This window comes from Yersinia vastinensis, assembly GCF_902726565.1.
Lineage (GTDB): Bacteria > Pseudomonadota > Gammaproteobacteria > Enterobacterales > Enterobacteriaceae > Yersinia > Yersinia vastinensis.
The window spans coordinates 474,758-496,095 of the sequence record NZ_CACVAF010000001.1 but is presented as its reverse complement, the minus strand read 5'-3'; the positions used below and the strand labels follow the sequence as shown (position 1 = coordinate 496,095).

The window sequence follows — 21,338 nt, the reverse complement described above, 5'->3', positions numbered from 1 at the left end:
TTCAGGACGTCACTCATGCGAATACCCCGCATCTATCATCCGCAGCCTTTGCAGGCCAATACTGAACTGGCACTCAGCGATGAGGCGGCGAATCATGTCGGCCGCGTTCTGCGAATGGGCGAAGGGCAAAGTCTGCAATTATTTGATGGCAGTAATCAGGTTTTTGCGGCTGAAATTATCCGGGTTGATAAAAAAAACCTGATTGTCCGGCTGGCAGAGGGGCAGGTAGAAGATCGTGAATCCCCTTTAAATCTGCATTTAGGCCAGGTTATCTCCCGTGGGGAGAAAATGGAGTTTACGGTTCAAAAATCTATTGAACTGGGTGTCAATGTCATCACACCACTGTTCTCTGAGCGCTGCGGCGTAAAACTTGATGGCGAACGCTTGGCGAAGAAAATTCAGCAGTGGCAGAAAATTGCTATCGCCGCCTGCGAACAATGCGGGCGCAATACTGTCCCGAAAATTCGCGAAGCCATGCAGCTATCTGACTGGTGTGCAGAGCAAGATGACAGTCTGAAACTTAACCTGCACCCACGCGCCAGCAACAGCATCAATACCCTCCCCTCGTCACTTAACAAAGTACGTCTATTGATAGGCCCGGAAGGCGGTCTCTCTGGTGATGAAATTGCTATGACCTCGCGCCTTGGATTTACTGATATCCTGCTAGGACCACGCGTCCTGCGTACCGAAACTACCGCCCTTACCGCCATCACTGCTTTGCAGGTGCGGTTTGGCGATCTGGGATAAATTTTGTTCCCATTAGGAGAGAAGAATGATCAAGCTCGGCATCGTAATGGACCCAATCTCGTCCATTAATATTAAGAAAGACTCCAGCTTCGCCATGTTATTAGAAGCACAAAAGCGTGGTTGGGAACTGCATTACATGGAGATGGGTGACCTTTATCTGCGTGGTGGCGATGGTCGCGCCCGAACCCGCCTGCTGAGTGTGAAGCAAGACAAAGAAAGTTGGTTCAGCTTTGGCACAGAACAAGACCTGCCACTGCATGAACTTGATGTCATTTTGATGCGTAAAGACCCTCCATTTGATACTGAATTCATCTACGCCACCTATATTCTGGAGCGCGCAGAAGATAAAGGTACATTGGTGGTAAATAAGCCACAGAGCCTGCGCGACTGTAATGAGAAACTGTTTACTGCATGGTTCCCAGAACTGACCCCAGATACATTGGTTAGCCGCAGTAAAGACCATATCCGCAAATTCCATCAGGAACACGGCGATATCATCCTTAAACCTCTGGATGGTATGGGCGGTACATCTATATTCCGCGTGAAACAAGATGATCCAAACCTATCCGTCATTATTGAAACTCTGACTGAACTGGGTAGCCGCTTCTGTATGGCGCAAAACTTCCTGCCTGCTATTAAAGAAGGCGACAAGCGTGTGTTAGTGGTTGACGGCGAGCCAGTCCCATATTGCTTGGCACGTATCCCAGCTCAAGGTGAAACCCGGGGTAATCTGGCCGCTGGTGGTCGTGGTGAAGCTCGTCCACTGAGCGAAAGCGATTGGAAAATTGCTCGTGCCGTGGCCCCCGTTCTAAAGCAGAAGGGCTTAGTTTTTGTCGGTTTGGATATCATCGGTGATCGTTTGACTGAAATTAACGTCACCAGCCCAACATGCATTCGCGAAATTGAAGCTGCCTTCCCGGACGTTTCTATCACAGGTATGCTGATGGATGCGATTGAAGTTCGTTTAGCGGATAAAAAAGCGTAATTCGCCTCCCCAAAAAAATTAAAGTTGCAGTCAATCCCGATGAGCTTACTCCGGTAAGTGATTCGGGTACTTCCCTCTCCCTCTGTAATTTGCAGCATCACAAGCATCTAAATATAAACACAGAGCTAAAATTTCTTTCTAGGAAATATTCTATATTTAATTAAGAAAAATAGTCTACTAATACTCTCATTGTAATTCTTAATAAATAAAAAGACTAATTCATCATGATTATTTTCTAGGAAATATTCTCGGTTTACTTAGAGTAATGTCCAAACCAACAATAACACTTCATTAAGTTTATTTTAAAACTCAATTTTAATGTTCTTTTAATCCCATATAGACACAAAACTTAAATGAAAGAACACTTTTCCCCTCTGATATAGTAACCACCTGCAAGCCATTAAAATAAACCAACAAAATCAACATCTTAATCAACATGAAAACTAATAACCATGATGCTATAATCTAGAATTAATCCTGAAAAAAATATTAAAAAAATATTAAATACAAAAAACAGATCTTGTAGCACGAAAGTAACGTGTTGATTGGATTATTTTTCATCTATATCTTTGCCGCATCGATTGTTAAGCAATCCTCTCTATTCTATTTGATATATTTAAATCAGGATTAAACGAAACCATGAAAAAGCAAATTGTATTACGTACACGTGTATTGCCATTATCACTTATTGTCTCTGCGTTAGTATCTGGTAATGCTACCTCCAGCTCGAGTACTTTAGTTATTGATACAAAGAAAGAGACAGCGACAATAACCGAAACTAAAACATTGCTTGAAAAATTAGCGGAAGACAAAGCACAGTTAGCAAAACAAGCACAACAAGATGCTGATCTAGCGGCCAAGCATGCCGCAGATAAAGCGAAAATAGCGCAACAAGCTCAGATAGAAAAAAGCCTAATAGTGGCTAAAAAACGCCAAGCTGAAAAGGAAAGACAAGAAACATTACATATAGCTGAAAAAATTAAAGAAAATAATGCTAACGCACAAAAAAAACTCGAAGAAAAAACTAAAGAAAAAAATTTTGCAGAACAACGACTTACTATTCTAAATAATATTGTAGAAAAACAGCAGCAAGCCCTAGCTTCAGCAAATAGTGAGCTTAAAACATTAGAAGAAAAAGCGGCTAAATTAAAAAAAGAAAATGAAGAGTCCAAGACTCCCCCTGGTTTCATAAACATTGGTGAGCAAGAATTAAAAGATGTTTTAAAAGAGATTGATCAGACAAATGAGTTAATTAACTTATCCAATGAAATGATAAAAAATATGAGTGGGAATATAGCGATCGAGCAAAATAAAGCTGCTGACGCAGAAATATTGATCAATGAGGCGAAGCAGGACATTAAAAGTGCAGAAAGCAGTCTGAACAATACTAATGACTTCATCAAAAAAATAGAAAATGAAGTTAAAGAGTTAAAAGAAAAGAAAGAGTTAGCTGAAACCCAAGAAGCTAAAGCTACAGCTGAAAAAGAAGAGGCTGAGAAGCAACAACAAATTAAGAATGAATTAAAAATAGAGACAGAAAAACAAGCAAATGAAGCCCAACAACAAGCTAACAAAGAGAAAATGACAATCATTGTTACTAAAGTTAACAAAAGTAACTTAACCGCGAAAGCAGGCACATATATTACCGTTAGTAAAGATGCCAGCACGCTGGATGCCAAAATTAACGGTGGCATTCAAAAGGTGCTCGCCGGTGGTGTAGCCAAAGGCAGTATTATCACTGACGACGGCAAAGTAGTTCTGGAAACTGATTCTCTGGCGGAAAATACTGTCGTTGAAAATGGTACCCTAACCAATGACTCGGGCACGGATATCGGTACTGTTGTCATGGCTGACGGCAAGTATATTCTGACCGGTACCGCCCTCTCTAAAAATGCCGTGATTAATGGTAATGAAGCCACCCTTTATCATGGTGATCACACCGTCGATCCATACACTCTGAATCCAGAGGTGCTGATCACTGACCAAGCTCAGACCAAAGACATGGCGATTAACCTCCGTGCCATGGCGATGCTGAACAGTAAAGACGCTAACATGAGTAACACTCAGGTATCGGGCATGTTGTACAACGAAGCCGGCACTGACACCGGGACAAATATCGTTGCGGGCGGTGTACTTATCGTCAACGGCACTGATGCCCTTTCCGTTAGTGCCAATATCGCCAAAGGTGGCGAGGCAGTAGTGGTTAATGGCGGGACAGCCAGCAATATGGTCAGTGCCGGTAATGTCACGGCTGCTAATGGCGGTATCATAAATACCTTAACCATGAGCGGCGGTAACTTCGACTTGCAGGAAGGCGCTCAAGTTAATGGCCTTAACGCAACTCGCAGTACCATTACCGCGCAAGGTGCTTTAAACGGGGCTGTACTTCATAGTTCCACGATAAATATCAGCAATACTGCCACAGTATCTGGTGCACTGAATGCGGATAAAGACAGCATTATCGATATATTTGCCCGCGCTAATACAGCAAAAACGGATTTATACTTAGCGGGGCAGATGAATTTCTTGGCGAGCGAGCCGGAAGAAGCTCGTGGCCTGCGCACTAAACGCAGTGCTGTCCGTACCCTTGCCGCACCACAGGGCACACAACATCGCTTTAAGTCTGTGGTACTGGATGGCGGTGTCGTGGACTTAACTCAAGTAACCAATAATACCCAACTGCAAATGGGGACATTGAGTGGTAAAGGTACTTTTAAACTGAACACCTTGAGTAATGCCACCGGTGCACCGATTCAGGTCATTGGCAAAGCTGACGGTAGCTTTGATATTGAAGTGAAGGACAGTGGTACCACGCCAACTAACTTGAATGTCGTCCAAGTCGGTAGCGGCAGCAGCGCCCACTTTAAGCTAAACAGCACGATCAGTCAGGGGAACTATCAATATGACCTGGTTGATGCTGGCAATGGCACCTTCAAGTTAGTCGCTAATACCAGCAAACTGACCGCCAGTACCGCGGGTATCCTGGCAGTGGCAAATACCAGCCCGGTGATTTTTAATGCCGAACTGAGCTCAGTCAATAACCGCTTAGACCGACTGGCTACTTTTTCGCATGATGATGGTGTCTGGCTGACTTACTTGAACAACAATTTCAAGGTTAATGGCACTGCGACCAACTTCGATCAAACCTTAAATGGTCTGACATTGGGGGCAGATAAAACCGCAGAGATGGATAATGGCAGTTTCACATTCGGTGGCTTTGCCAGTCACAGTCATTCATCAGTTAAAACGGATTATCAAAGCAGTGGCAAAGTGGATAGTTACGCGCTAGGTGCTTACGCATTATATCAACATCATACGGGTTACTTCGTTAATGGCGTGTTGAAAACTAACCAGTTCAGTCAGGATGTCAATATCGCCATGCGCGGAGCGGAGGCAGCAAAAGGGACATCAAAATTTGCAGGCCTTGGTCTGGCCGTAAAAGCGGGTAAGAATATTCAGCGGGGTGCGCTATCTGTCACGCCTTATGTCGGCATCAGCGGCTTCAATGGATTTAACGATAACTATAAGTTATCTAATGGTATGCAAGCCCAAAGCAAAAGTAACCAGTCGGTTATTGGCACCCTTGGCGTGAACACTGGTTATCAGATCAAATTGAAAAATGGCGCGACTATCAAGCCCTATGCCATGTTGTCGGTAGATCAGGAGTTTGCTAAAGGCAACAAGATGATGATTAACAACGAGCAGTTCAGCAATGATTTATCCGGTACTCGTGGGAATGTTGGTCTGGGGATGAATGCTCAGTTAACCAAAAATGTTTCGCTGACTTCTGAAGTGAAATTTGCCAAGGGTAAGAACATCTCTTCTCCGGTGACAGCGAATGTTGGCATCAGCTATAGCTTCTAATGAAAACAAGCTAAATCATTAACAACAAATGCGGGGGTGGCGTTTTTCTGAGCGCTGCCCCCGTGACTTTACCGGCATTTATCCGCATACTGACATCAGTTCACCCCTTAACTCAGCGAATCCCCTATATAACATAATGAATTTACAGCATCACTTTCTTATCGCTATGCCTTCATTGCAGGATCCTCAATTTATGCGCTCGGTAATCTATATCTGCGAGCATAACGAAGAGGGTGCAATGGGTCTGGTGATTAACAAACCCCTGGAGCAGTTCACCGTAGAGACGGTGCTGAAAAAACTGAAAATCACCCCATCACCGCGTGATCCGGCAATCCGATTGGATAAGCCGGTATTGTCGGGTGGCCCACTGGCAGAAGATCGTGGGTTTATCCTGCATTCGCCGCGGGAAGGTTTTGGTTCCAGTATCCCGATTTCAGCAGAGACCATGATAACCACCTCCAAAGACGTATTGGAGACGTTAGGCACATCGGAGCAACCTAAAAATCTGCTGGTCGCTCTGGGTTATGCGGGCTGGCAGCAGGGGCAATTAGAACAGGAATTGCTGGATAATGCTTGGCTGACCATTGAAGCAGATACTGACATTCTATTTCACACCCCCATCTCTGAACGCTGGCAAGCGGCGGCAAATAAGTTGGGCATTAATATCTTTAATATTGCTCCGCAAGCAGGGCACGCTTAATGGCTAATCGCACGATTATCGCCTTTGATTTTGGGACTAAAAGTATCGGTGTGGCTATCGGGCAGGAAGTTACTGGCACCGCCAGAGCGCTGACCTCATTTAAAGCGCAGGACGGCACACCAGACTGGCAAAAAGTTGAAAAACTGCTGAAAGAGTGGCAACCAGACTTAGTGGTTGTCGGGTTGCCGCTGAATATGGATGGCACCGAACAGCCACTGACAGCCCGGGCGCGCCGGTTTGCCAACCGCCTGCATGGGCGTTTTGGTGTACAGATAGCCTTACAAGATGAACGCCTCAGTACCGTTGAGGCTCGCGCTAATTTGTTTGACAGTGGGGGCTATCGTGCGCTGGACAAGGGCAGTGTTGACGCGGCTTCAGCAGTCATCATTCTGGAAAGTTGGTTTGATGAACAGGCTAGCTGAGTGAATTCCCGTGACTTTATCACCCACTGTTTTCCACTTTCCATTTTTATGGTCTGACCCGGCCCCTCCTGCATAGCATGGCACCCAAGCCCGTGGAATTGTATACTACCTTTATACCTTTCTTGCTTAACGCGCGGGTTGCTCACCGCCTACCCGCGCCGCTAAATTATTTAGGTATGCGCCAATCAGCGGCTTAAAATATTGCACACCCCTCGCGGGTGTTTTTTACATTTATTGAGGTTTTCTCATGACAAAAGTAACTGTTGCTGCGACTCAAATGGCCTGTTCTTGGGACCTGCCTAAGAACATTGAAAATGCCGAAAAGCTGGTACGCCAGGCACACGCCAAAGGCGCACAGATAATCCTGATTCAGGAGCTGTTTGCCGCACCTTATTTCTGTATTGATCAAAGCCCAGAACACTATGCTCTGGCCCAAGAGCTGGACAATAGCCCGTTAATTCAACACTTTTCCAAGCTAGCGGCAGAGCTGGAAGTCGTGTTGCCATTGAGTTTCTTTGAGAAAGCCAACAATGCTTATTATAACTCGCTGGTGATGATTGATGCCGATGGCACCGTTATGGATGTCTACCGTAAAACGCACATTCCTAATGGCCCGGCTTATCAAGAAAAACAGTTCTTTATCCCCGGCGATACTGGCTTTAAAGTCTGGCAGACTCGCTACGCTAAGGTTGGTGTCGGTATTTGTTGGGATCAGTGGTTCCCGGAAACGGCCCGCAGTCTGGCACTCCTTGGGGCTGAAGTCATTTTCTACCCAACGGCCATTGGTTCAGAACCTGCTTTCCCTGACATCGACAGCCAGCCGCACTGGACCCGTGTCCAGCAGGGCCATGCCGCAGCAAATCTGGTGCCAGTGATTGCCTCTAACCGTATCGGTACTGAGAAAAGTAAATTCATCGACGGCTTGGAGATGACCTTCTACGGCTCATCATTTATTGCTGACCAAACTGGCGCTCTGCTGGCTCAAGCCAACAAAACGGATGAAGCGGTTTTAGTGCATGAATTTGATTTGCAGGAAATCGCCGCCCAACGCGCATCATGGGGTTTGTTCCGCGATCGCCGCCCGGAAATGTATCAGGCATTAGCCACTTCTGACGGTAAGACCCGGAGATAACTTATGTCTGCACAGGACAAGATTTTACAAGGTTCATCCGCATTGTCGGGTACTCCATTGCAGGATGGTTTCTTTATGCCTGCAGAATGGGCCAAGCAGGATGCCGTCTGGATGTTATGGCCATATCGTCAAGATAACTGGCGCGGCAAAGGCATTCCTGCACAGCAAACATTTGCTAAAGTTGCGCAAGCCATCAGCCGCACAACTCCTGTTTTTATGGGCGTGCCCGCTGAGTTTATGGCACAGGCAAAAGCCACTCTACCTGCCAGTGTCACACTGGTAGAAATGGCCAGTGATGATGCCTGGATGCGTGATACCGGGCCAACCATGGTCATTAATGGTGCTGGCGAGCGCCGCGCAGTTGACTGGCAATTTAATGCTTGGGGTGGTCTTAACGGCGGCTTGTATAGTGACTGGCAGCAAGATGAAAAAGTTGCCGTTCAAGTCAGTGACTATCTAAATAATGCTCATTACAGCGCCCCATTGGTGCTCGAAGGTGGCTCCATTCATACTGATGGTGAAGGCACCTTACTCACCACCGCTGAATGTTTACTGAACCCCAACCGCAATCCGCATTTGAATCAGGCGCAAATTGAACAGTTGTTGCGTGAATATCTTGGTGTCACGCATTTCATCTGGTTACAGGACGGCGTGTATAACGATGAGACTGATGGTCACATCGATAATATGTGCTGCTTTGTACGTCCAGGAGAAGTTGCACTGCATTGGACTGACGATCAGCAAGATCCTCAATACGCACGTTCAGTGGCTGCTTTTGAGGTGTTATCCAATGCCGTCGATGCCCAAGGCCGTAAGCTGAAGATCTGGAAGCTACCAGCCCCTGGGCCGCTGTATAACACTGAAGCCGAAACATTCGATGTATTGTCCAGTGATGCAGTACCCCGTACCGCCGGTGAGCGGTTGGCAGGATCTTATGTCAACTTTCTGATCAGTAATCAGCAGATTATTTATCCACTGCTCGATAGCCGTACAGATGGGCTTGCGCAGGATCTATTGCAGCAGATGTTCCCCGATTATGCGATTGTCGGTGTCCCTGCCCGTGAGATCCTATTGGGCGGGGGTAATATTCACTGTATTACCCAACAGATCCCAGCAGCATAATTTTCTTAAAGATCACCTGAATCTTCTAATTCGGGTGATCTTTTACGGTTACCCAGCATCCCCTGCTTTTGCCGCTGCACAATGCTCTGCTCAAAAGTTTGCATTCCCCATTGCCCACCAGCTTGTATCACCGTAGGTAATTGGTAGGTTTTACCTTCACGAATCAAATGGCTGGCTGCGGTTGTTTGTGTCAGCACTTCAAATATAGCAATTCGCCCTCCCCCCACTTTCGAGCACAACTTTTGCGCGATAACCCCGCGTAAACTGGCGGCTAACTGCGCCTGAATGACCATTTTCTCTACAGCAGGAAAAACATCCACTAACCGATCCACCGCCTGAGTTGCCGTACGGGTATGCAATGTTGCCAATACCAGATGCCCGGTTTCAGCTGCGGTCAGCGCCAACCTAATCGTTTCTTGATCCCGTAACTCCCCTAGCAAAATAATATCTGGATCCTGCCGTAGCGCCCCACTTAAAGCACTGCTAAAAGAATGGGTATGACAGCCTAACTCCCGCTGCTGGATCAAACATAATTTACTGTTATGGATAAACTCGATCGGATCCTCCAACGTGATAATGTGACGTGCTTGCTGCTGATTCATGGCATTGACCATCGCGTTCAATGTAGTGGATTTGCCACTGCCTGTGGCACCAGTAACCAGAATCAAACCATTCTCTTGTTCAATAAGTTGATTAATAATCTGCGGGGCATCTAATTCCTCCAATACCGGACAATTGGCTGAAATTAAACGAAAAGCTACCGACACCCCTTGCCGTTGCTGAAAAATATTCGCCCGCAACCGTTGGCCTATGGACGTGGTGTAAGCACAATCTACCTGCCCCATGTGCAGTAACTGATGTTGCTGCGCCTCACTCAGCAAATGCCGACTAAGCCCATTGAGCCATGAAGCACTGATTTGTGGCCAATGCGTCAAGGTCTTCAATTCTCCCGCTATGCGTAATACTGGGTGATAACCGGTACAAAGGTGCAGATCCGATGCATTATGATTTACACTAGCCGCCACCTTATTTTCGAAATCCTGTTCAGTGAAATCCATATCAAACTCCTGGGGCCATATGAGTACAATTGAGCGAAATCTACAGGATGTCAGAGCGAGAATCGCAACCGCTGCACGCAATTGCGCACGTTCTCCAGAAGAAGTGACATTACTTGCGGTCAGTAAAACTAAGCCTGTGACCGCTATCGAAGAAGCCATCGCCGCTGGGCAATATGCCTTTGGCGAAAACTATGTGCAGGAAGGGGTGGATAAAATCCACTATTTTGCTGATAGCTCCCATACAGCTAATCTTGAATGGCACTTTATCGGCCCACTTCAATCCAATAAAAGCAAATTAGTGGCAGAAAATTTTGCTTGGTGCCATACCGTCGACAGGCTCAAAATTGCACAACGACTCAGTGCCCAACGCCCGGGCGAGATGCCCGCGCTGAACATACTGATTCAAGTCAATATCAGTGATGAGCAAAGTAAATCCGGTATTACCTTGGCAGAATTACCTGCATTAGCGGCCAGTATTAGCGATTTACCTAACCTACATTTACGTGGGCTGATGGCTATTCCTGCGCCAGAAACAGATTATCAACGCCAACTGGCCGTATTTGAGCAAATGAATCAGGCATTCTTGACTTTAAAAGCCAGCTACCCTCAGATGGATACGCTTTCCATGGGGATGACAGATGACATGGCAGCCGCCATTGCGGCGGGTAGCACGTTAGTGCGTATTGGCACCGCCATATTCGGCTCTCGCGCGTAAACATTCGATATCATCGGGCCACGGTTGAGGCGCTAACGCCGCAGCGGCTTCAAGTACGACGGGTAAAGGAGAACTGACTCAATGCAGCATCGCAATATTACATTCATTGGCGCGGGCAATATGGCACGCGCAATTATCGCAGGTTTGATTGCCGGTGGTTACCCTGCCCAAATGATCAGCGTTTGCGCACCTTCAGGTAAAAATCGCGATGCTTTGGCCACTGAATTTGGTGTTATCAGCACTGATGATAATATCGCCGCAGCACAAAAAGCCGAGGTGGTGGTTTTGGCGGTCAAGCCTCAATTAATGGCGACGGTATGTCAGCCATTGCAAGAAAATATCGATTTCACCGGTAAACTGGTGCTCTCCATTGCCGCTGGTGTGCAAGTTGAACGTTTCTATGCGTTATTGGGGAATAAAAAACTCAATCTGGTACGTATTATGCCAAATACTCCGTCGCTGGTAGGCAAAGGGATGAGCGGTCTTTATGCACCAGAACAGGTGTCTATTGCCGACCGTGATTTTACAGCTTCACTGATGAGTTCGGTCGGAAAAGTCTGCTGGGTGAATGATGAAAGTGGCATCAATAGCGTGATTGCTGCCGCAGGCAGTGCACCTGCTTATTTCTTCCTGTTTATGGAAGCCATGCAGCAAGAAACTGAACGGCTAGGTTTTGACAGTGAAACCGCCCGCCTGCTGGTACAACAGGCCGCTTCAGGCGCCACCGCACTGGTGGAAGCCAACCCGCAATTGCCTCTTGCGACATTACGCGAACAGGTCACCTCTAAAGGAGGAACCACGGCGGAGGCAATACGGGTATTTAATGAACAACATTTAACAGAAACTGTTGCCAGCGCGATGCAAGCAGCCATCGCACGCGCAAAAGAGATGGAAAAGTTGTTCTAGCGGCAGTAAAAATTTACAAAATCCGACACTGCCCCTGTCACTTTCTCGTTAAGATAGGGGTCTATAAGTATGCGAGTACATTTCCGTTTGTACGTATATTCCAATATTAAGGACTAAGGCAACTCATGCTAACGCTGACTTTTCTGGCCAAAACGGTCATTGACCTATATGTGATGGTACTGCTGTTGCGCATCTGGATGCAGTGGGTTCACAGCGATTTTTACAACCCATTCTCGCAATTTGTAGTGAAAATAACCCAGCCAATTGTTGGCCCATTGCGCCGGATTATCCCCTCTCTGGGGCCTATCGACAGTGCCTCGTTGCTGCTGGCATTCCTGTTGATGACCATTAAATACCCGCTGCTGGTACTAATTCAGAGCGGCTCAATGTCAGTTAGCCTGTACAATCTGCTGTTCGGTGTGATTTCGCTGGTGAAAGCAGCCGGTTATCTGATTTTCTGGGTAATGATTATTCGAGCATTAATGAGCTGGGTCAGTCAGGGCCGCAGCCCGATGGACTACCTGCTGTATCAGTTAACTGAACCATTAATGGCACCGATTCGTCGTATCTTACCTGCTATGGGCGGTATCGATTTCTCCGCGATGGTGGTCATCCTTATCCTGTATCTGATCAATTATTTAGGTATGGATTTGCTAGGCGAGCTTTGGTTCGTGCTGTGAGTGTAGTCACCCCCTTGCTGGACGGGCTGATACTCAGGCTATATATTCAGCCGAAAGCCAGCCGTGATCAGATAGTCGGTTTACATGGCGATGAACTCAAAGTCGCCATTACCGCCCCACCCGTTGATGGTCAGGCTAATGCCCATTTGGTTAAATTTATCGCGAAACAGTTCAAAGTTGCGAAAAGCCAAGTGATTATCGAAAAAGGTGAATTGGGGCGGCATAAACAGATCAAAATCGTTAACCCGCAACAGATCCCGCCAGAAGTTGCGGCACTGCTCGAATAGCAGAGACTTTCCGCTAGAATTGGGCGGCTGACAGTCAGCCCAAATGAAATTCAGGACCCTTCCATGCAAAAAGTAGTATTAGCTACCGGTAACCCCGGTAAAGTGCGTGAACTGGCAAACTTGCTGGCCGATTTTGGTTTGGATGTTGTCGCGCAAACCGAACTGGGTGTCGAGTCTGCCGAAGAGACAGGCTTAACCTTTATCGAGAACGCCATATTAAAAGCGCGTCACGCGGCACTGACCACCGGTTTACCCGCTATCGCCGATGACTCAGGTTTGGCTGTTGATGCTTTAGGCGGTGCGCCGGGGATCTATTCTGCTCGCTATGCCGGCCCTGATGCCAGTGATCAAGAGAATCTTGAGAAGCTACTTGTTGCATTAAAAGATATTCCAGATGGGCAGCGCGGAGCACAATTCCACTGCGTGCTGGTCTATATGCGCCATGCTGAAGATCCAACCCCATTGGTGTTTCACGGCCAATGGCCAGGTGAGATTGCTCATCAGCCTGCCGGTACGGCTGGATTTGGCTATGATCCTATTTTCTATGTCCCCGAATTAGGTAAGACCGCTGCGGAATTAACCCGCGAAGAGAAGCATGCGGTTTCGCATCGTGGTCAGGCCCTAAAACTGATGTTGGATGCTCTGCGCAATGCTTAAATTACCACCGCTGAGTCTCTACATTCACATCCCTTGGTGTGTGCAAAAGTGCCCTTACTGTGACTTTAATTCCCATGCACTAAAAGGCGATGTGCCCCATCAGGAATATGTAGAGCACGTGCTAGCGGACTTGGATGCCGACGTGCCATTGGTCGGTGACCGTGAAATCAGCACTATTTTTATTGGTGGAGGCACCCCCAGTTTACTCAGTGCTGAAGCCATGCAGCAGTTGCTTGATGGTGTTCGTGCCAGATTATCTGTTGCTGTTGACGCTGAAATTACCATGGAAGCCAATCCCGGGGCGGTTGAAGCAGATCGCTTTAGTGGCTATCAACGCGCCGGTATCAATCGCATCTCTATTGGTGTGCAAAGTTTTAGTGCCCAGAAGTTAACGCGTTTGGGGCGGATACACGGGCCAAATGAAGCGAAACGCGCCGCAGAACTGGCAACCTCATTGAACCTGCGCAGTTTTAATCTGGACTTGATGCACGGCTTGCCGGATCAATCGCTGGAGGAAGCGCTGGACGATTTGCGCCAAGCCATCGCATTGAACCCTCCTCATCTGTCTTGGTATCAGCTCACTATTGAGCCAAACACCGGTTTCAGTTCGCGCCCACCGACACTGCCGGATGACGACGCGCTGTGGGATATTTTCCAACAAGGGCATCAGTTACTTAGCGCCGCTGGCTATCAGCAATATGAAACTTCTGCCTATGCTAAACCGGGTTACCAATGTCAGCACAATCTTAACTACTGGCGCTTTGGTGATTATCTGGGGATTGGCTGTGGTGCGCACGGCAAAGTCACCTTCAGCGACGGGCGTATTTTACGCACGATAAAAACCAAGCATCCCCGTGGTTTTATGCAGGGTAACTATCTGGATAAGCAATACGAAGTAGAGGCTGCGGATCGGCCTTTTGAGTTCTTTATGAACCGTTTCCGCTTGCTGGAGGCCGCACCGCGTGCAGATTTTACCCATTTTACCGGGTTGCCCGAAAGCACCATTCGCCCACAGTTAGACGCCGCATTAGCAAAAGAATACTTAATTGAGACAGAGGAGTACTGGCAGATTACCGAGAAAGGTAAGTTATTCCTTAACTCGCTGTTAGAGCTGTTTTTGTAAGTCTGATGGATAAAAGCAGGCTCAGGCGGTATTTTCGGCCCGAGCCTGCTTACTCTATCAATTAAGAGATTTGAGTAAATCCTTCCGCTGCTGCTCCAGTGCCGTCACGCGCCCACACACTTCGTGTCCGAACTGCTGGAAGTCCTGTTCCTGATTGTTCCATTCGTTTTGGATAGCCTGCTGTAGCCCACCCAAATTACCCATAATGGCCTGCAATGGATTATTTCCCCCACTGCCACTGGTAGCTTGCTTGACACCCATCTCATTCAAGCTATCTTGCAATACCCCCCCCATACTTTGCTGTACCAACTGACGGCCATCTTTTTCTACTTGATCAATGGCCTGATGGTGGAAGGTTAAGCCATCACTGCGTTTTTCAATAATGCGGCTCATTTGTTGCTTGAGCTGGTCATTCAAGGTGGTCAGCCGGTTGCGCACATTACTGTTGCTCCCCAACTGCTGAACAATCACTTTATCCAGCGAAACCCGCGCTTTTTCGAGATGCTGTTGAGCGCCCTGATCTATCCAAGGTAAATCTTTACGCAATGCCGTCTGATAGCGAAAAGCTTGTTGGCGCTGCACATCGGTCAACGTTAATGTCTTGCCATTGCGGATAACATCACCGTCAGGCGAAATCTGTAAATTACCACTGGCCCCAACCACCTGTACGGATTGCGGGCTGATAATCACATCATCCTGCGGTTTTACGCTGCATTGATAGTCAGCTTGCGCCTGCCAAGCGGTGAACATTAATACCGCCAGACCCACAGTTCGCCATACTTTCATTTTAGGTAACATAAGACTCCTAAGAAACTGTGCCATACAATATTCCTATGGCTTTATCGCTAGTTATAACGTACTAGTCCCCACCCGACGTAGGGGAGCAGTCCTAAAAAATGGAGCGGCCAATCCGCTGCGCCAATAGTTCTAAGGCAGCCGTTCCGGCAAGAGAGTTCCCTGCACGGTCTAGTTCCGGTGACCAAACCGCAATACACAACTCATCGGGCACGATGGCAATAATCCCACCACCGACACCGGACTTGCCGGGCATACCCACACGGAAGGCAAACTCACCCGCCCCATCATACATGCCACTGGTAATCATCAGCGCATTGATTTGTCGCGCCTGCATTGGTGTAATCAATGATTCATGCTCACCAATACTGCGCCCCTGATTCGCCAGATAGACAAAACAGCGAGCCAGCTCGACACAGCTCATGCGTATAGCACAGTAGTGGAAATAGGTTTGAAGCACCGTCAGCACATCATTGTTGAAATTGCCAAAAGACTTCATCAGATAGGCGATGGCAGCATTACGATCGGAATGTTCAAATTCCGATCGAGCCACACGAGAATCGTAACTGATGCTATCGTCATTAACGAGTTGGCGCACCACTTCCAACATCCGCTGCTTCGGAGCACTTAGGCGGCTTTGCAGCATATCGCATACCACTAGCGCCCCTGGATTAATAAAAGGATTGCGCGGTTTACCCTTTTCTAATTCTAACTGAACCAAAGAGTTAAAAGGTTGGCCGGAGGGTTCTTTGCCCACCCGTTGCCACACATCTTGCTCAGGATAACGAGATAAAGCCAAAGTCAGACTTAATACTTTCGAAATCGACTGAATAGAGAAGCGTTCATCAGCATCTCCAGCCTGAAATAGGGTGCCATCCAGCGTGCAGACCGCAATACCCAGCTTGCCCGGGGAAACCTCAGCCAAAGCGGGAATATAATCAGCCACTTTTCCCTGACCAATCAACGGCCGAACTTGCTGCAAGATATCCGCCAACAAGGCATTATCTAAATCTGTTGCCACAGCGATGCTCCCAATAAATTGCCAGTAACTGCTTTCGCTAACTGCGCCTGATAAAAACAAAGGCGCCTGCTTAGGCGCCCTTATTCATTATCTGCCGTCATAACGGAAGATCAATCCCACCAAATATCAAATAGCTCAGTGGTTTCTACATTTTTCATTTTGCGGGCTTCCAGCCATTTGGTCACCAACTCACGGTGTTCATCGGTACAATGGCCGATCTCTTGCAGACAAATCAGACCTTCCCACTGCATATAGCCACTGCCATCAAATGCCAGACCGTTTGCTTCAATAACTTCATCGATAAAATCATCGACAGTTTTATCAATCACTTCAACGCTGGTCCCTTCAGGGAAGGTCCACTGCACAGAAAAACCTAACTCCTGAAACTCATCGATATGCATCTTTTTGCGTAAACGACGACTACGATTCTTAGCCATTATTCTTTCCTCTCAAACATCAGATCCCAAACGCCATGTCCCAGACGCTGGCCACGTAATTCAAATTTTGTCAGCGGACGTGAGTCCGGACGAGGAACATAATCATTCTGTTCAGACAGGTTGCGGTATCCGTTCGCACCTGACATCACCTCCAACATATGTTCCGCATAATGCTGCCAGTCGGTCGCCATATGGAACACGCCACCCACTTTTAATTTACTTTTTACTAATTCGACAAAAGGAGCCTGAACGATACGACGTTTATTATGGCGTGCTTTGTGCCATGGGTCAGGGAAAAACAGCTGAACCATGTCCAACGATGCATCCGGGATCATATTTTCCAACACTTCGACCGCATCATGGCACATCACTCTCAAGTTACTCAGCCCCGCTTCATGGGCCGAGCCAAGACAAGCGCCGACACCTGGAGAGTGAACTTCTATTCCCAGAAAGTTCTGCTGTGGATTATTGGCGGCCATAGCCACCAGCGAAGTTCCCATACCAAATCCGATCTCTAATACAACCGGCGCTTCACGGCCAAATAATGCAGTTAAATCAACAGGGGTCGCCTGATATTCTACGCCCATCACCGGCCAGTAGTTATCGAGCGCCTGTTGTTGGCCCTTGGTCAGGCGCCCCTGACGGCGAACAAAACTACGAATACGCCGCATGGCACGGCCATTTTCATCAAATTCCGGGGATATGACGTCATTTATCATGGTGCTTTCTGTCTGTTGGTTGCGGATGTGAACGCGCATTATGCAAAGATACGCCAGTTTATCAACTATGGACGTCATAAGTACAAAATTAAGCTGTAAATATCCTATATATCCCTAATATTAGCGATTCAGGCGAGTGAGCGCCGATGAGCTTACTGAGGTAAGTGATTCGGGCGAGTGAGCGCCGCTAACACCGCTGTGGTGCCAAATACAAAAATTCCCCGAAGTAGTTGGTATCACAGCAAGGCAGCAAACGAATGAGTCCCGATGAGCTTACTGAGGTAAGTGATTCGGGCGAGTGAGCGCCGCTAACACCGCTGTGGTGCCAAATACAAAGGGGAAAGGCGGAAAGTTCCGGTTTACAGCCACTAAACTCTATGCTGCAATCCAGCCCTCATTTATTTATCTGCCGGATATCGATACCTGCTTATGATGCAAGCGCAACAATTCGCGCACGTGGTACTGGAGTGGTACCAACGCTTTGGTCGCAAAACACTGCCATGGCAGTTGGATAAAACGCCTTACCAAGTCTGGCTATCAGAAGTGATGTTGCAACAAACACAGGTTGCGACAGTCATTCCCTATTTCCAGCGTTTTATGCAGCATTTCCCTGATATTCGTGCTCTGGCCGCCGCATCGCTGGATGAAGTTTTGCATTTATGGACGGGATTAGGCTACTACGCTCGTGCCAGAAACCTGCATAAAGCAGCCCAAACCGTGGTTGAACGCCATCAGGGGGAATTCCCGACTACGTTTGACGAAATACTTGCGCTCCCCGGAATTGGCCGCTCTACCGCTGGGGCGATTTTATCGCTCTCTTTGGGGCAACATTTTCCTATTTTAGACGGCAATGTGAAGCGAGTATTAGCACGTTGCTATGCCGTTGAAGGGTGGCCCGGTAAAAAAGAGGTCGAAAGCCGCTTGTGGCAAATCAGTGAAGATGTCACTCCCGCCAAAGGTGTGGGCCAATTTAATCAGGCGATGATGGATTTAGGCGCGATTGTTTGTACCCGTTCGAAACCTAAATGCGAACTTTGTCCCTTGAATACTGGCTGTGTTGCTTATGCCAATCATAGCTGGGCGCGCTATCCTGGGAAAAAGCCCAAGCAGACGATACCAGAGAAAACAGCCTATTTTCTTTTGCTGCAAAATGATGCTCAAGTATGGCTGGAACAGCGCCCTCCCGTAGGGTTATGGGGTGGGCTATTTTGTTTTCCGCAATTTGCGGAACAAGAAGAACTGAATAATTGGATACAGCAACGGGGTATCGCGTCAGACAGTTTGCAGCAGCTAACCGCTTTTCGTCACACCTTCAGTCACTTCCATTTGGATATTGTCCCTATGTGGTTGGATACTGCATCAAACCGTGGATGCATGGATGATGGCGCGGGTCTCTGGTATAACTTAGCACAGCCACAGTCGGTAGGATTGGCCGCCCCAGTTGAGCGTTTATTACATCAATTAGCAAAACAGCAGCTAGCAAAGTAATCAACGGGGCACACCCAACCATCTACCCAAACAGCTTTATTTGGAGAGGATTTAGCATGAGCAGAACGATTTTTTGCACGTTTTTAAAGAAGGATGCTGAAGGGCAAGATTTTCAGTTGTATCCGGGTGAGATTGGCAAACGTATTTATAACGAAATCTCAAAAGAAGCTTGGTCACAATGGATAGCGAAACAAACCATGCTGATTAATGAGAAAAAACTCAGCATGATGAATGTCGAAGACCGTAAATTGCTAGAACAAGAGATGGTTAATTTCTTGTTCGAGGGGCAGGATGTTCATATTGAAGGTTACACACCTCCAAGTCAGTAACCACTTGGGATCTATTGACCCCACTGTTATCCCCTAAATACTTCAAATCGCAGGAAGGCTGGCGACTTGAAGTATAGCGGGGATATTTTTCATCAATATATGGCTTGTAAGATGAAGAAAATTTTAGCTTTGCTGGTAATCGCACCCTTATTAGTGTCTTGCTCAGGCAATAAAAATCAGGCAGAAAACGAAGCCTTTATCAAAGACACTAACGGTTTTGAGATTTTAATGGGCCAATTTGCCCATAACATTGAGAATATTTGGGGATTAAAAGAAGTCTTAATTGCGGGTCCAAAGGATTACGTTAAGTATACGGACCAATATCAAACCCGCAGTCATATCAACTTTGATGCCGGTACGATTACAGTTGAAACCATTGCCACGACCGATCCGGCAGCTCACTTACGTCAGGCAATTATTACCACATTATTGATGGGCGATGACCCCGGCTCAATCGACCTCTATTCTGATGCTAACGATATCCAGATCAGTAAAGAACCGTTCCTTTACGGACAGGTACTGGATAACAACGGCCAACCCATTCGTTGGGAATGGCGCGCAGCGCATTTTGCCGATTATTTATTGCAAACCAAAATGCAAAAACGCACATCTGGTTTGCATGTTATCTGGTCGGTTACGTTGCAATTAGTGCCGAACCATTTGGATAAACGTGCTCACAAATATCTACCATTGGTTCGTCAATCTGCCGAAAGATATGGCGTGGAAGAGTCATTAATTCTGGCAATTATGCAAACAGAATCAAGCTTCAACCCATATGCTGTAAGTGGCTCGGATGCACTGGGTCTGATGCAGGTTGTTCAGCATACTGCCGGGCGAGATGTCTTTAAACTCAAAGGTAAAAGTGGCCAACCAAGCCGCAGCTATCTGTTTGATCCTGCAAATAATATCGATGCTGGCACGGCGTATCTGGCTATCTTGCAAAACACCTATTTAGGCGGCATTCAAAATGCGACCTCACGGCGTTATGCCGTTATTACGTCTTATAATGGTGGAGCAGGTAGCGTATTGCGGGTCTTCTCCAATGATAAAAATCAGGCAGTAAATATTATTAATAATATGGCGCCAGGAGATGTCTTCCAGACACTCACCACTAAACACCCATCCGGTGAATCTCGCCGTTATTTGGTGAAAGTGAACAGTGCACAGAAGAGTTACCGTCGCCACTAGATTTATTAGCATTGGATGAGCAAAATTAAAATGGCACAGTTCGCTGTGCCATTTTTTGTTATTAGCTCATTTAAATAACAGCCATTCTCAATAAAACTCTTATAGTAACGCTCATTATCTCCCAATCTCTGGCAGACTGAATAAATGGACTTTGGACTTACCGTTTTTGAAATGGCGGCCATCTTCTCTACCATGGTCATCGCCTATACTATTTTTGGCCTCACTGGATTTGGCTCTGCATTGATTGCTAGCCCGGTGTTAGCACTATTTATTCCCGTGGCTAAAATTGTCCCATTGCTGGCAATTGTCGATATGTTTGCCGCAATTACCAATGTGGCACGCCATAGTCGCCATGCGGAGATGGCTGAACTTAAGCGGCTGGTGCCCTTGATGATTATAGGAAGTCTGATTGGTGCAACAGTATTGCTACGTACCCGGCCCGATATTTTGCTCTTAGCATTGGGTATATTTGTCATCCTGTATGCAATTTACGCACTGAGTCGGCGCAAACCCCAAGGGCAATTCAAGCCAATTGCTGCCATTCCTTTCGGTTTAGTTGGTGGTATTTTCAGTGCATTATTTGGCAGTGGTGGGTTTATCTATGCCATTTATTTATCTGGGCGGATTGCCAGTAAAGATAATCTACGGATTACTCAAACAACACTTATTGGTCTAAGCACATTAACTAGAGTCATTTTATTTGCTCTGGCAGGGGTCTATATGGACCTTTCGATTTTATGGATGGTGCTACTGCTGGCGCCGGGGATGTTAATCGGATTGATTATTGCTAATAAAATCAGTTTGGGGATCAACCGCGACCAACTCATCCGCCTAATAAATATCTTATTGCTGGTTTCCGGCACTGTTTTGTTAGCGCGCTATTTCGGCTACTAACCAGCCTAACATTTTGCTTAAATTATAATAATCGATTCATTTTTAGGCAGCCGACCACTTTCATCGGCT

General features: G+C 47.0%; 22 protein-coding genes. 17 read left to right on the top strand and 5 right to left on the bottom strand.

The window, feature by feature from the left end; genetic code table 11:
• The first annotated feature begins 15 nt into the window (after positions 1 to 15).
• The 7 genes from rsmE to aguA all read left to right on the top strand — a co-directional run bounded on the left by rsmE (position 16) and on the right by aguA (position 8,972).
• A complete protein-coding gene (rsmE, locus tag HUZ92_RS02215) occupies positions 16 to 747 on the top strand; it encodes a 16S rRNA (uracil(1498)-N(3))-methyltransferase (protein ID WP_128451592.1) in 732 nt (243 codons plus the stop codon).
• Positions 748 to 772: 25 nt separating this feature from the next.
• Positions 773 to 1,732 (top strand): glutathione synthase, encoded by a 960-nt coding sequence (gshB, locus tag HUZ92_RS02210; protein WP_050097969.1) that lies wholly within the window; start codon positions 773 to 775, stop codon positions 1,730 to 1,732.
• A gap of 639 nt (positions 1,733 to 2,371) precedes the next feature.
• On the top strand, positions 2,372 to 5,596 hold the full coding sequence (locus HUZ92_RS02205; protein WP_050296069.1) for an autotransporter outer membrane beta-barrel domain-containing protein: 3,225 nt from the start codon (positions 2,372 to 2,374) through the stop codon (positions 5,594 to 5,596).
• 136 nt (positions 5,597 to 5,732) lie between these two features.
• On the top strand, positions 5,733 to 6,296 hold the full coding sequence (locus tag HUZ92_RS02200) for a YqgE/AlgH family protein (protein ID WP_050098164.1): 564 nt from the start codon (positions 5,733 to 5,735) through the stop codon (positions 6,294 to 6,296).
• On the top strand, positions 6,296 to 6,718 hold the full coding sequence (gene ruvX / locus HUZ92_RS02195; RefSeq protein ID WP_050296068.1) for a Holliday junction resolvase RuvX: 423 nt from the start codon (positions 6,296 to 6,298) through the stop codon (positions 6,716 to 6,718). Before HUZ92_RS02200 ends, ruvX begins: the two co-directional genes overlap by 1 nt.
• 247 nt (positions 6,719 to 6,965) lie before the next feature.
• Positions 6,966 to 7,850: an N-carbamoylputrescine amidase gene (aguB, locus tag HUZ92_RS02190; protein ID WP_050097967.1), complete on the top strand. Its 885-nt coding sequence runs from the start codon at positions 6,966 to 6,968 to the stop codon at positions 7,848 to 7,850.
• Positions 7,851 to 7,853: 3 nt separating this feature from the next.
• Positions 7,854 to 8,972 (top strand): agmatine deiminase, encoded by a 1,119-nt coding sequence (gene aguA / locus HUZ92_RS02185; protein WP_050097966.1) that lies wholly within the window; start codon positions 7,854 to 7,856, stop codon positions 8,970 to 8,972.
• 5 nt (positions 8,973 to 8,977) lie between these two features.
• Here the strand turns inward: aguA and HUZ92_RS02180 are convergent, their stop codons facing one another.
• On the bottom strand, positions 8,978 to 10,030 hold the full coding sequence (locus HUZ92_RS02180; protein WP_072087747.1) for a type IV pilus twitching motility protein PilT: 1,053 nt from the start codon (positions 10,028 to 10,030) through the stop codon (positions 8,978 to 8,980).
• A 19-nt stretch (positions 10,031 to 10,049) separates the two neighbouring features.
• Between HUZ92_RS02180 and HUZ92_RS02175 the strand changes: the two genes are divergently transcribed.
• The 6 genes from HUZ92_RS02175 (at position 10,050) to hemW (ending at position 14,398) form a co-directional block, all read left to right on the top strand.
• Positions 10,050 to 10,745 carry a YggS family pyridoxal phosphate-dependent enzyme gene (locus HUZ92_RS02175; RefSeq protein ID WP_145579857.1) on the top strand — a complete coding sequence of 232 codons (696 nt, stop codon included), beginning with the start codon at positions 10,050 to 10,052 and terminating at the stop codon, positions 10,743 to 10,745.
• 81 nt (positions 10,746 to 10,826) lie between these two features.
• Entirely contained in the window at positions 10,827 to 11,651 is an 825-nt protein-coding gene (gene proC, locus HUZ92_RS02170) for a pyrroline-5-carboxylate reductase (protein WP_050296066.1), read from the top strand.
• Positions 11,652 to 11,776: 125 nt separating this feature from the next.
• Positions 11,777 to 12,331 carry a YggT family protein gene (locus HUZ92_RS02165; protein WP_050097963.1) on the top strand — a complete coding sequence of 185 codons (555 nt, stop codon included), beginning with the start codon at positions 11,777 to 11,779 and terminating at the stop codon, positions 12,329 to 12,331.
• Positions 12,328 to 12,618: a DUF167 family protein YggU gene (gene yggU / locus HUZ92_RS02160; protein WP_145579856.1), complete on the top strand. Its 291-nt coding sequence runs from the start codon at positions 12,328 to 12,330 to the stop codon at positions 12,616 to 12,618. Before HUZ92_RS02165 ends, yggU begins: the two co-directional genes overlap by 4 nt.
• A 63-nt stretch (positions 12,619 to 12,681) precedes the next feature.
• On the top strand, positions 12,682 to 13,275 hold the full coding sequence (locus HUZ92_RS02155) for an XTP/dITP diphosphatase (RefSeq protein ID WP_050097961.1): 594 nt from the start codon (positions 12,682 to 12,684) through the stop codon (positions 13,273 to 13,275).
• Positions 13,268 to 14,398 carry a radical SAM family heme chaperone HemW gene (gene hemW / locus HUZ92_RS02150; protein WP_050140234.1) on the top strand — a complete coding sequence of 377 codons (1,131 nt, stop codon included), beginning with the start codon at positions 13,268 to 13,270 and terminating at the stop codon, positions 14,396 to 14,398. The genes HUZ92_RS02155 and hemW overlap by 8 nt, the downstream gene beginning before the upstream one ends.
• A gap of 57 nt (positions 14,399 to 14,455) precedes the next feature.
• Here hemW and HUZ92_RS02145 read toward each other — a convergent pair whose 3' ends face one another.
• From HUZ92_RS02145 to trmB, 4 genes are all read right to left on the bottom strand, one after another.
• Positions 14,456 to 15,196, bottom strand: a complete 741-nt coding sequence (locus HUZ92_RS02145; RefSeq protein ID WP_050097959.1) for a YggN family protein — start codon at positions 15,194 to 15,196, stop codon at positions 14,456 to 14,458.
• Positions 15,197 to 15,287: 91 nt separating this feature from the next.
• On the bottom strand, positions 15,288 to 16,214 hold the full coding sequence (glsB, locus tag HUZ92_RS02140; RefSeq protein WP_050098162.1) for a glutaminase B: 927 nt from the start codon (positions 16,212 to 16,214) through the stop codon (positions 15,288 to 15,290).
• A 110-nt stretch (positions 16,215 to 16,324) separates the two neighbouring features.
• Positions 16,325 to 16,651 carry a YggL family protein gene (locus HUZ92_RS02135; protein ID WP_050097958.1) on the bottom strand — a complete coding sequence of 109 codons (327 nt, stop codon included), beginning with the start codon at positions 16,649 to 16,651 and terminating at the stop codon, positions 16,325 to 16,327.
• Positions 16,651 to 17,370: a tRNA (guanosine(46)-N7)-methyltransferase TrmB gene (gene trmB / locus HUZ92_RS02130; RefSeq protein ID WP_050098161.1), complete on the bottom strand. Its 720-nt coding sequence runs from the start codon at positions 17,368 to 17,370 to the stop codon at positions 16,651 to 16,653. Before trmB ends, HUZ92_RS02135 begins: the two co-directional genes overlap by 1 nt.
• Positions 17,371 to 17,799: 429 nt before the next feature.
• On the opposite strand from trmB, the gene mutY reads away from it, so the two are divergent.
• The 4 genes from mutY to HUZ92_RS02110 all read left to right on the top strand — a co-directional run bounded on the left by mutY (position 17,800) and on the right by HUZ92_RS02110 (position 21,269).
• Positions 17,800 to 18,858: an A/G-specific adenine glycosylase gene (gene mutY, locus HUZ92_RS02125; protein WP_174846774.1), complete on the top strand. Its 1,059-nt coding sequence runs from the start codon at positions 17,800 to 17,802 to the stop codon at positions 18,856 to 18,858.
• Between the two features lie 56 nt (positions 18,859 to 18,914).
• Positions 18,915 to 19,187 (top strand): oxidative damage protection protein, encoded by a 273-nt coding sequence (locus HUZ92_RS02120; RefSeq protein ID WP_050097956.1) that lies wholly within the window; start codon positions 18,915 to 18,917, stop codon positions 19,185 to 19,187.
• A 111-nt stretch (positions 19,188 to 19,298) separates the two neighbouring features.
• Complete coding sequence (mltC, locus tag HUZ92_RS02115; RefSeq protein WP_050097955.1) at positions 19,299 to 20,375, top strand: membrane-bound lytic murein transglycosylase MltC; 1,077 nt, start codon at positions 19,299 to 19,301, stop codon at positions 20,373 to 20,375.
• Between the two features lie 144 nt (positions 20,376 to 20,519).
• On the top strand, positions 20,520 to 21,269 hold the full coding sequence (locus tag HUZ92_RS02110) for a sulfite exporter TauE/SafE family protein (protein WP_050097954.1): 750 nt from the start codon (positions 20,520 to 20,522) through the stop codon (positions 21,267 to 21,269).
• The last annotated feature ends 69 nt before the right edge of the window (positions 21,270 to 21,338 follow it).

What these genes read in the sequence shown, in the direction of transcription:
- HUZ92_RS02175 (WP_145579857.1), top strand. Translation starts at nt 10,050, where the DNA reads ATGAGTACAATTGAGCGAAATCTACAGGATGTCAGAGCGAGAATCGCA.
- HUZ92_RS02155 (WP_050097961.1), top strand. Translation starts at nt 12,682, where the DNA reads ATGCAAAAAGTAGTATTAGCTACCGGTAACCCCGGTAAAGTGCGTGAA.
- HUZ92_RS02110 (WP_050097954.1), top strand. Translation starts at nt 20,520, where the DNA reads ATGGACTTTGGACTTACCGTTTTTGAAATGGCGGCCATCTTCTCTACC.
- HUZ92_RS02180 (WP_072087747.1), bottom strand. Translation starts at nt 10,030, where the DNA reads ATGGATTTCACTGAACAGGATTTCGAAAATAAGGTGGCGGCTAGTGTA.
- HUZ92_RS02165 (WP_050097963.1), top strand. Translation starts at nt 11,777, where the DNA reads ATGCTAACGCTGACTTTTCTGGCCAAAACGGTCATTGACCTATATGTG.
- gshB (WP_050097969.1), top strand. Translation starts at nt 773, where the DNA reads ATGATCAAGCTCGGCATCGTAATGGACCCAATCTCGTCCATTAATATT.
- HUZ92_RS02135 (WP_050097958.1), bottom strand. Translation starts at nt 16,651, where the DNA reads ATGGCTAAGAATCGTAGTCGTCGTTTACGCAAAAAGATGCATATCGAT.
- mutY (WP_174846774.1), top strand. Translation starts at nt 17,800, where the DNA reads ATGATGCAAGCGCAACAATTCGCGCACGTGGTACTGGAGTGGTACCAA.
- rsmE (WP_128451592.1), top strand. Translation starts at nt 16, where the DNA reads ATGCGAATACCCCGCATCTATCATCCGCAGCCTTTGCAGGCCAATACT.
- ruvX (WP_050296068.1), top strand. Translation starts at nt 6,296, where the DNA reads ATGGCTAATCGCACGATTATCGCCTTTGATTTTGGGACTAAAAGTATC.
- aguA (WP_050097966.1), top strand. Translation starts at nt 7,854, where the DNA reads ATGTCTGCACAGGACAAGATTTTACAAGGTTCATCCGCATTGTCGGGT.
- trmB (WP_050098161.1), bottom strand. Translation starts at nt 17,370, where the DNA reads ATGATAAATGACGTCATATCCCCGGAATTTGATGAAAATGGCCGTGCC.
- HUZ92_RS02205 (WP_050296069.1), top strand. Translation starts at nt 2,372, where the DNA reads ATGAAAAAGCAAATTGTATTACGTACACGTGTATTGCCATTATCACTT.
- HUZ92_RS02200 (WP_050098164.1), top strand. Translation starts at nt 5,733, where the DNA reads ATGAATTTACAGCATCACTTTCTTATCGCTATGCCTTCATTGCAGGAT.
- hemW (WP_050140234.1), top strand. Translation starts at nt 13,268, where the DNA reads ATGCTTAAATTACCACCGCTGAGTCTCTACATTCACATCCCTTGGTGT.
- HUZ92_RS02120 (WP_050097956.1), top strand. Translation starts at nt 18,915, where the DNA reads ATGAGCAGAACGATTTTTTGCACGTTTTTAAAGAAGGATGCTGAAGGG.
- mltC (WP_050097955.1), top strand. Translation starts at nt 19,299, where the DNA reads ATGAAGAAAATTTTAGCTTTGCTGGTAATCGCACCCTTATTAGTGTCT.
- proC (WP_050296066.1), top strand. Translation starts at nt 10,827, where the DNA reads ATGCAGCATCGCAATATTACATTCATTGGCGCGGGCAATATGGCACGC.
- HUZ92_RS02145 (WP_050097959.1), bottom strand. Translation starts at nt 15,196, where the DNA reads ATGTTACCTAAAATGAAAGTATGGCGAACTGTGGGTCTGGCGGTATTA.
- aguB (WP_050097967.1), top strand. Translation starts at nt 6,966, where the DNA reads ATGACAAAAGTAACTGTTGCTGCGACTCAAATGGCCTGTTCTTGGGAC.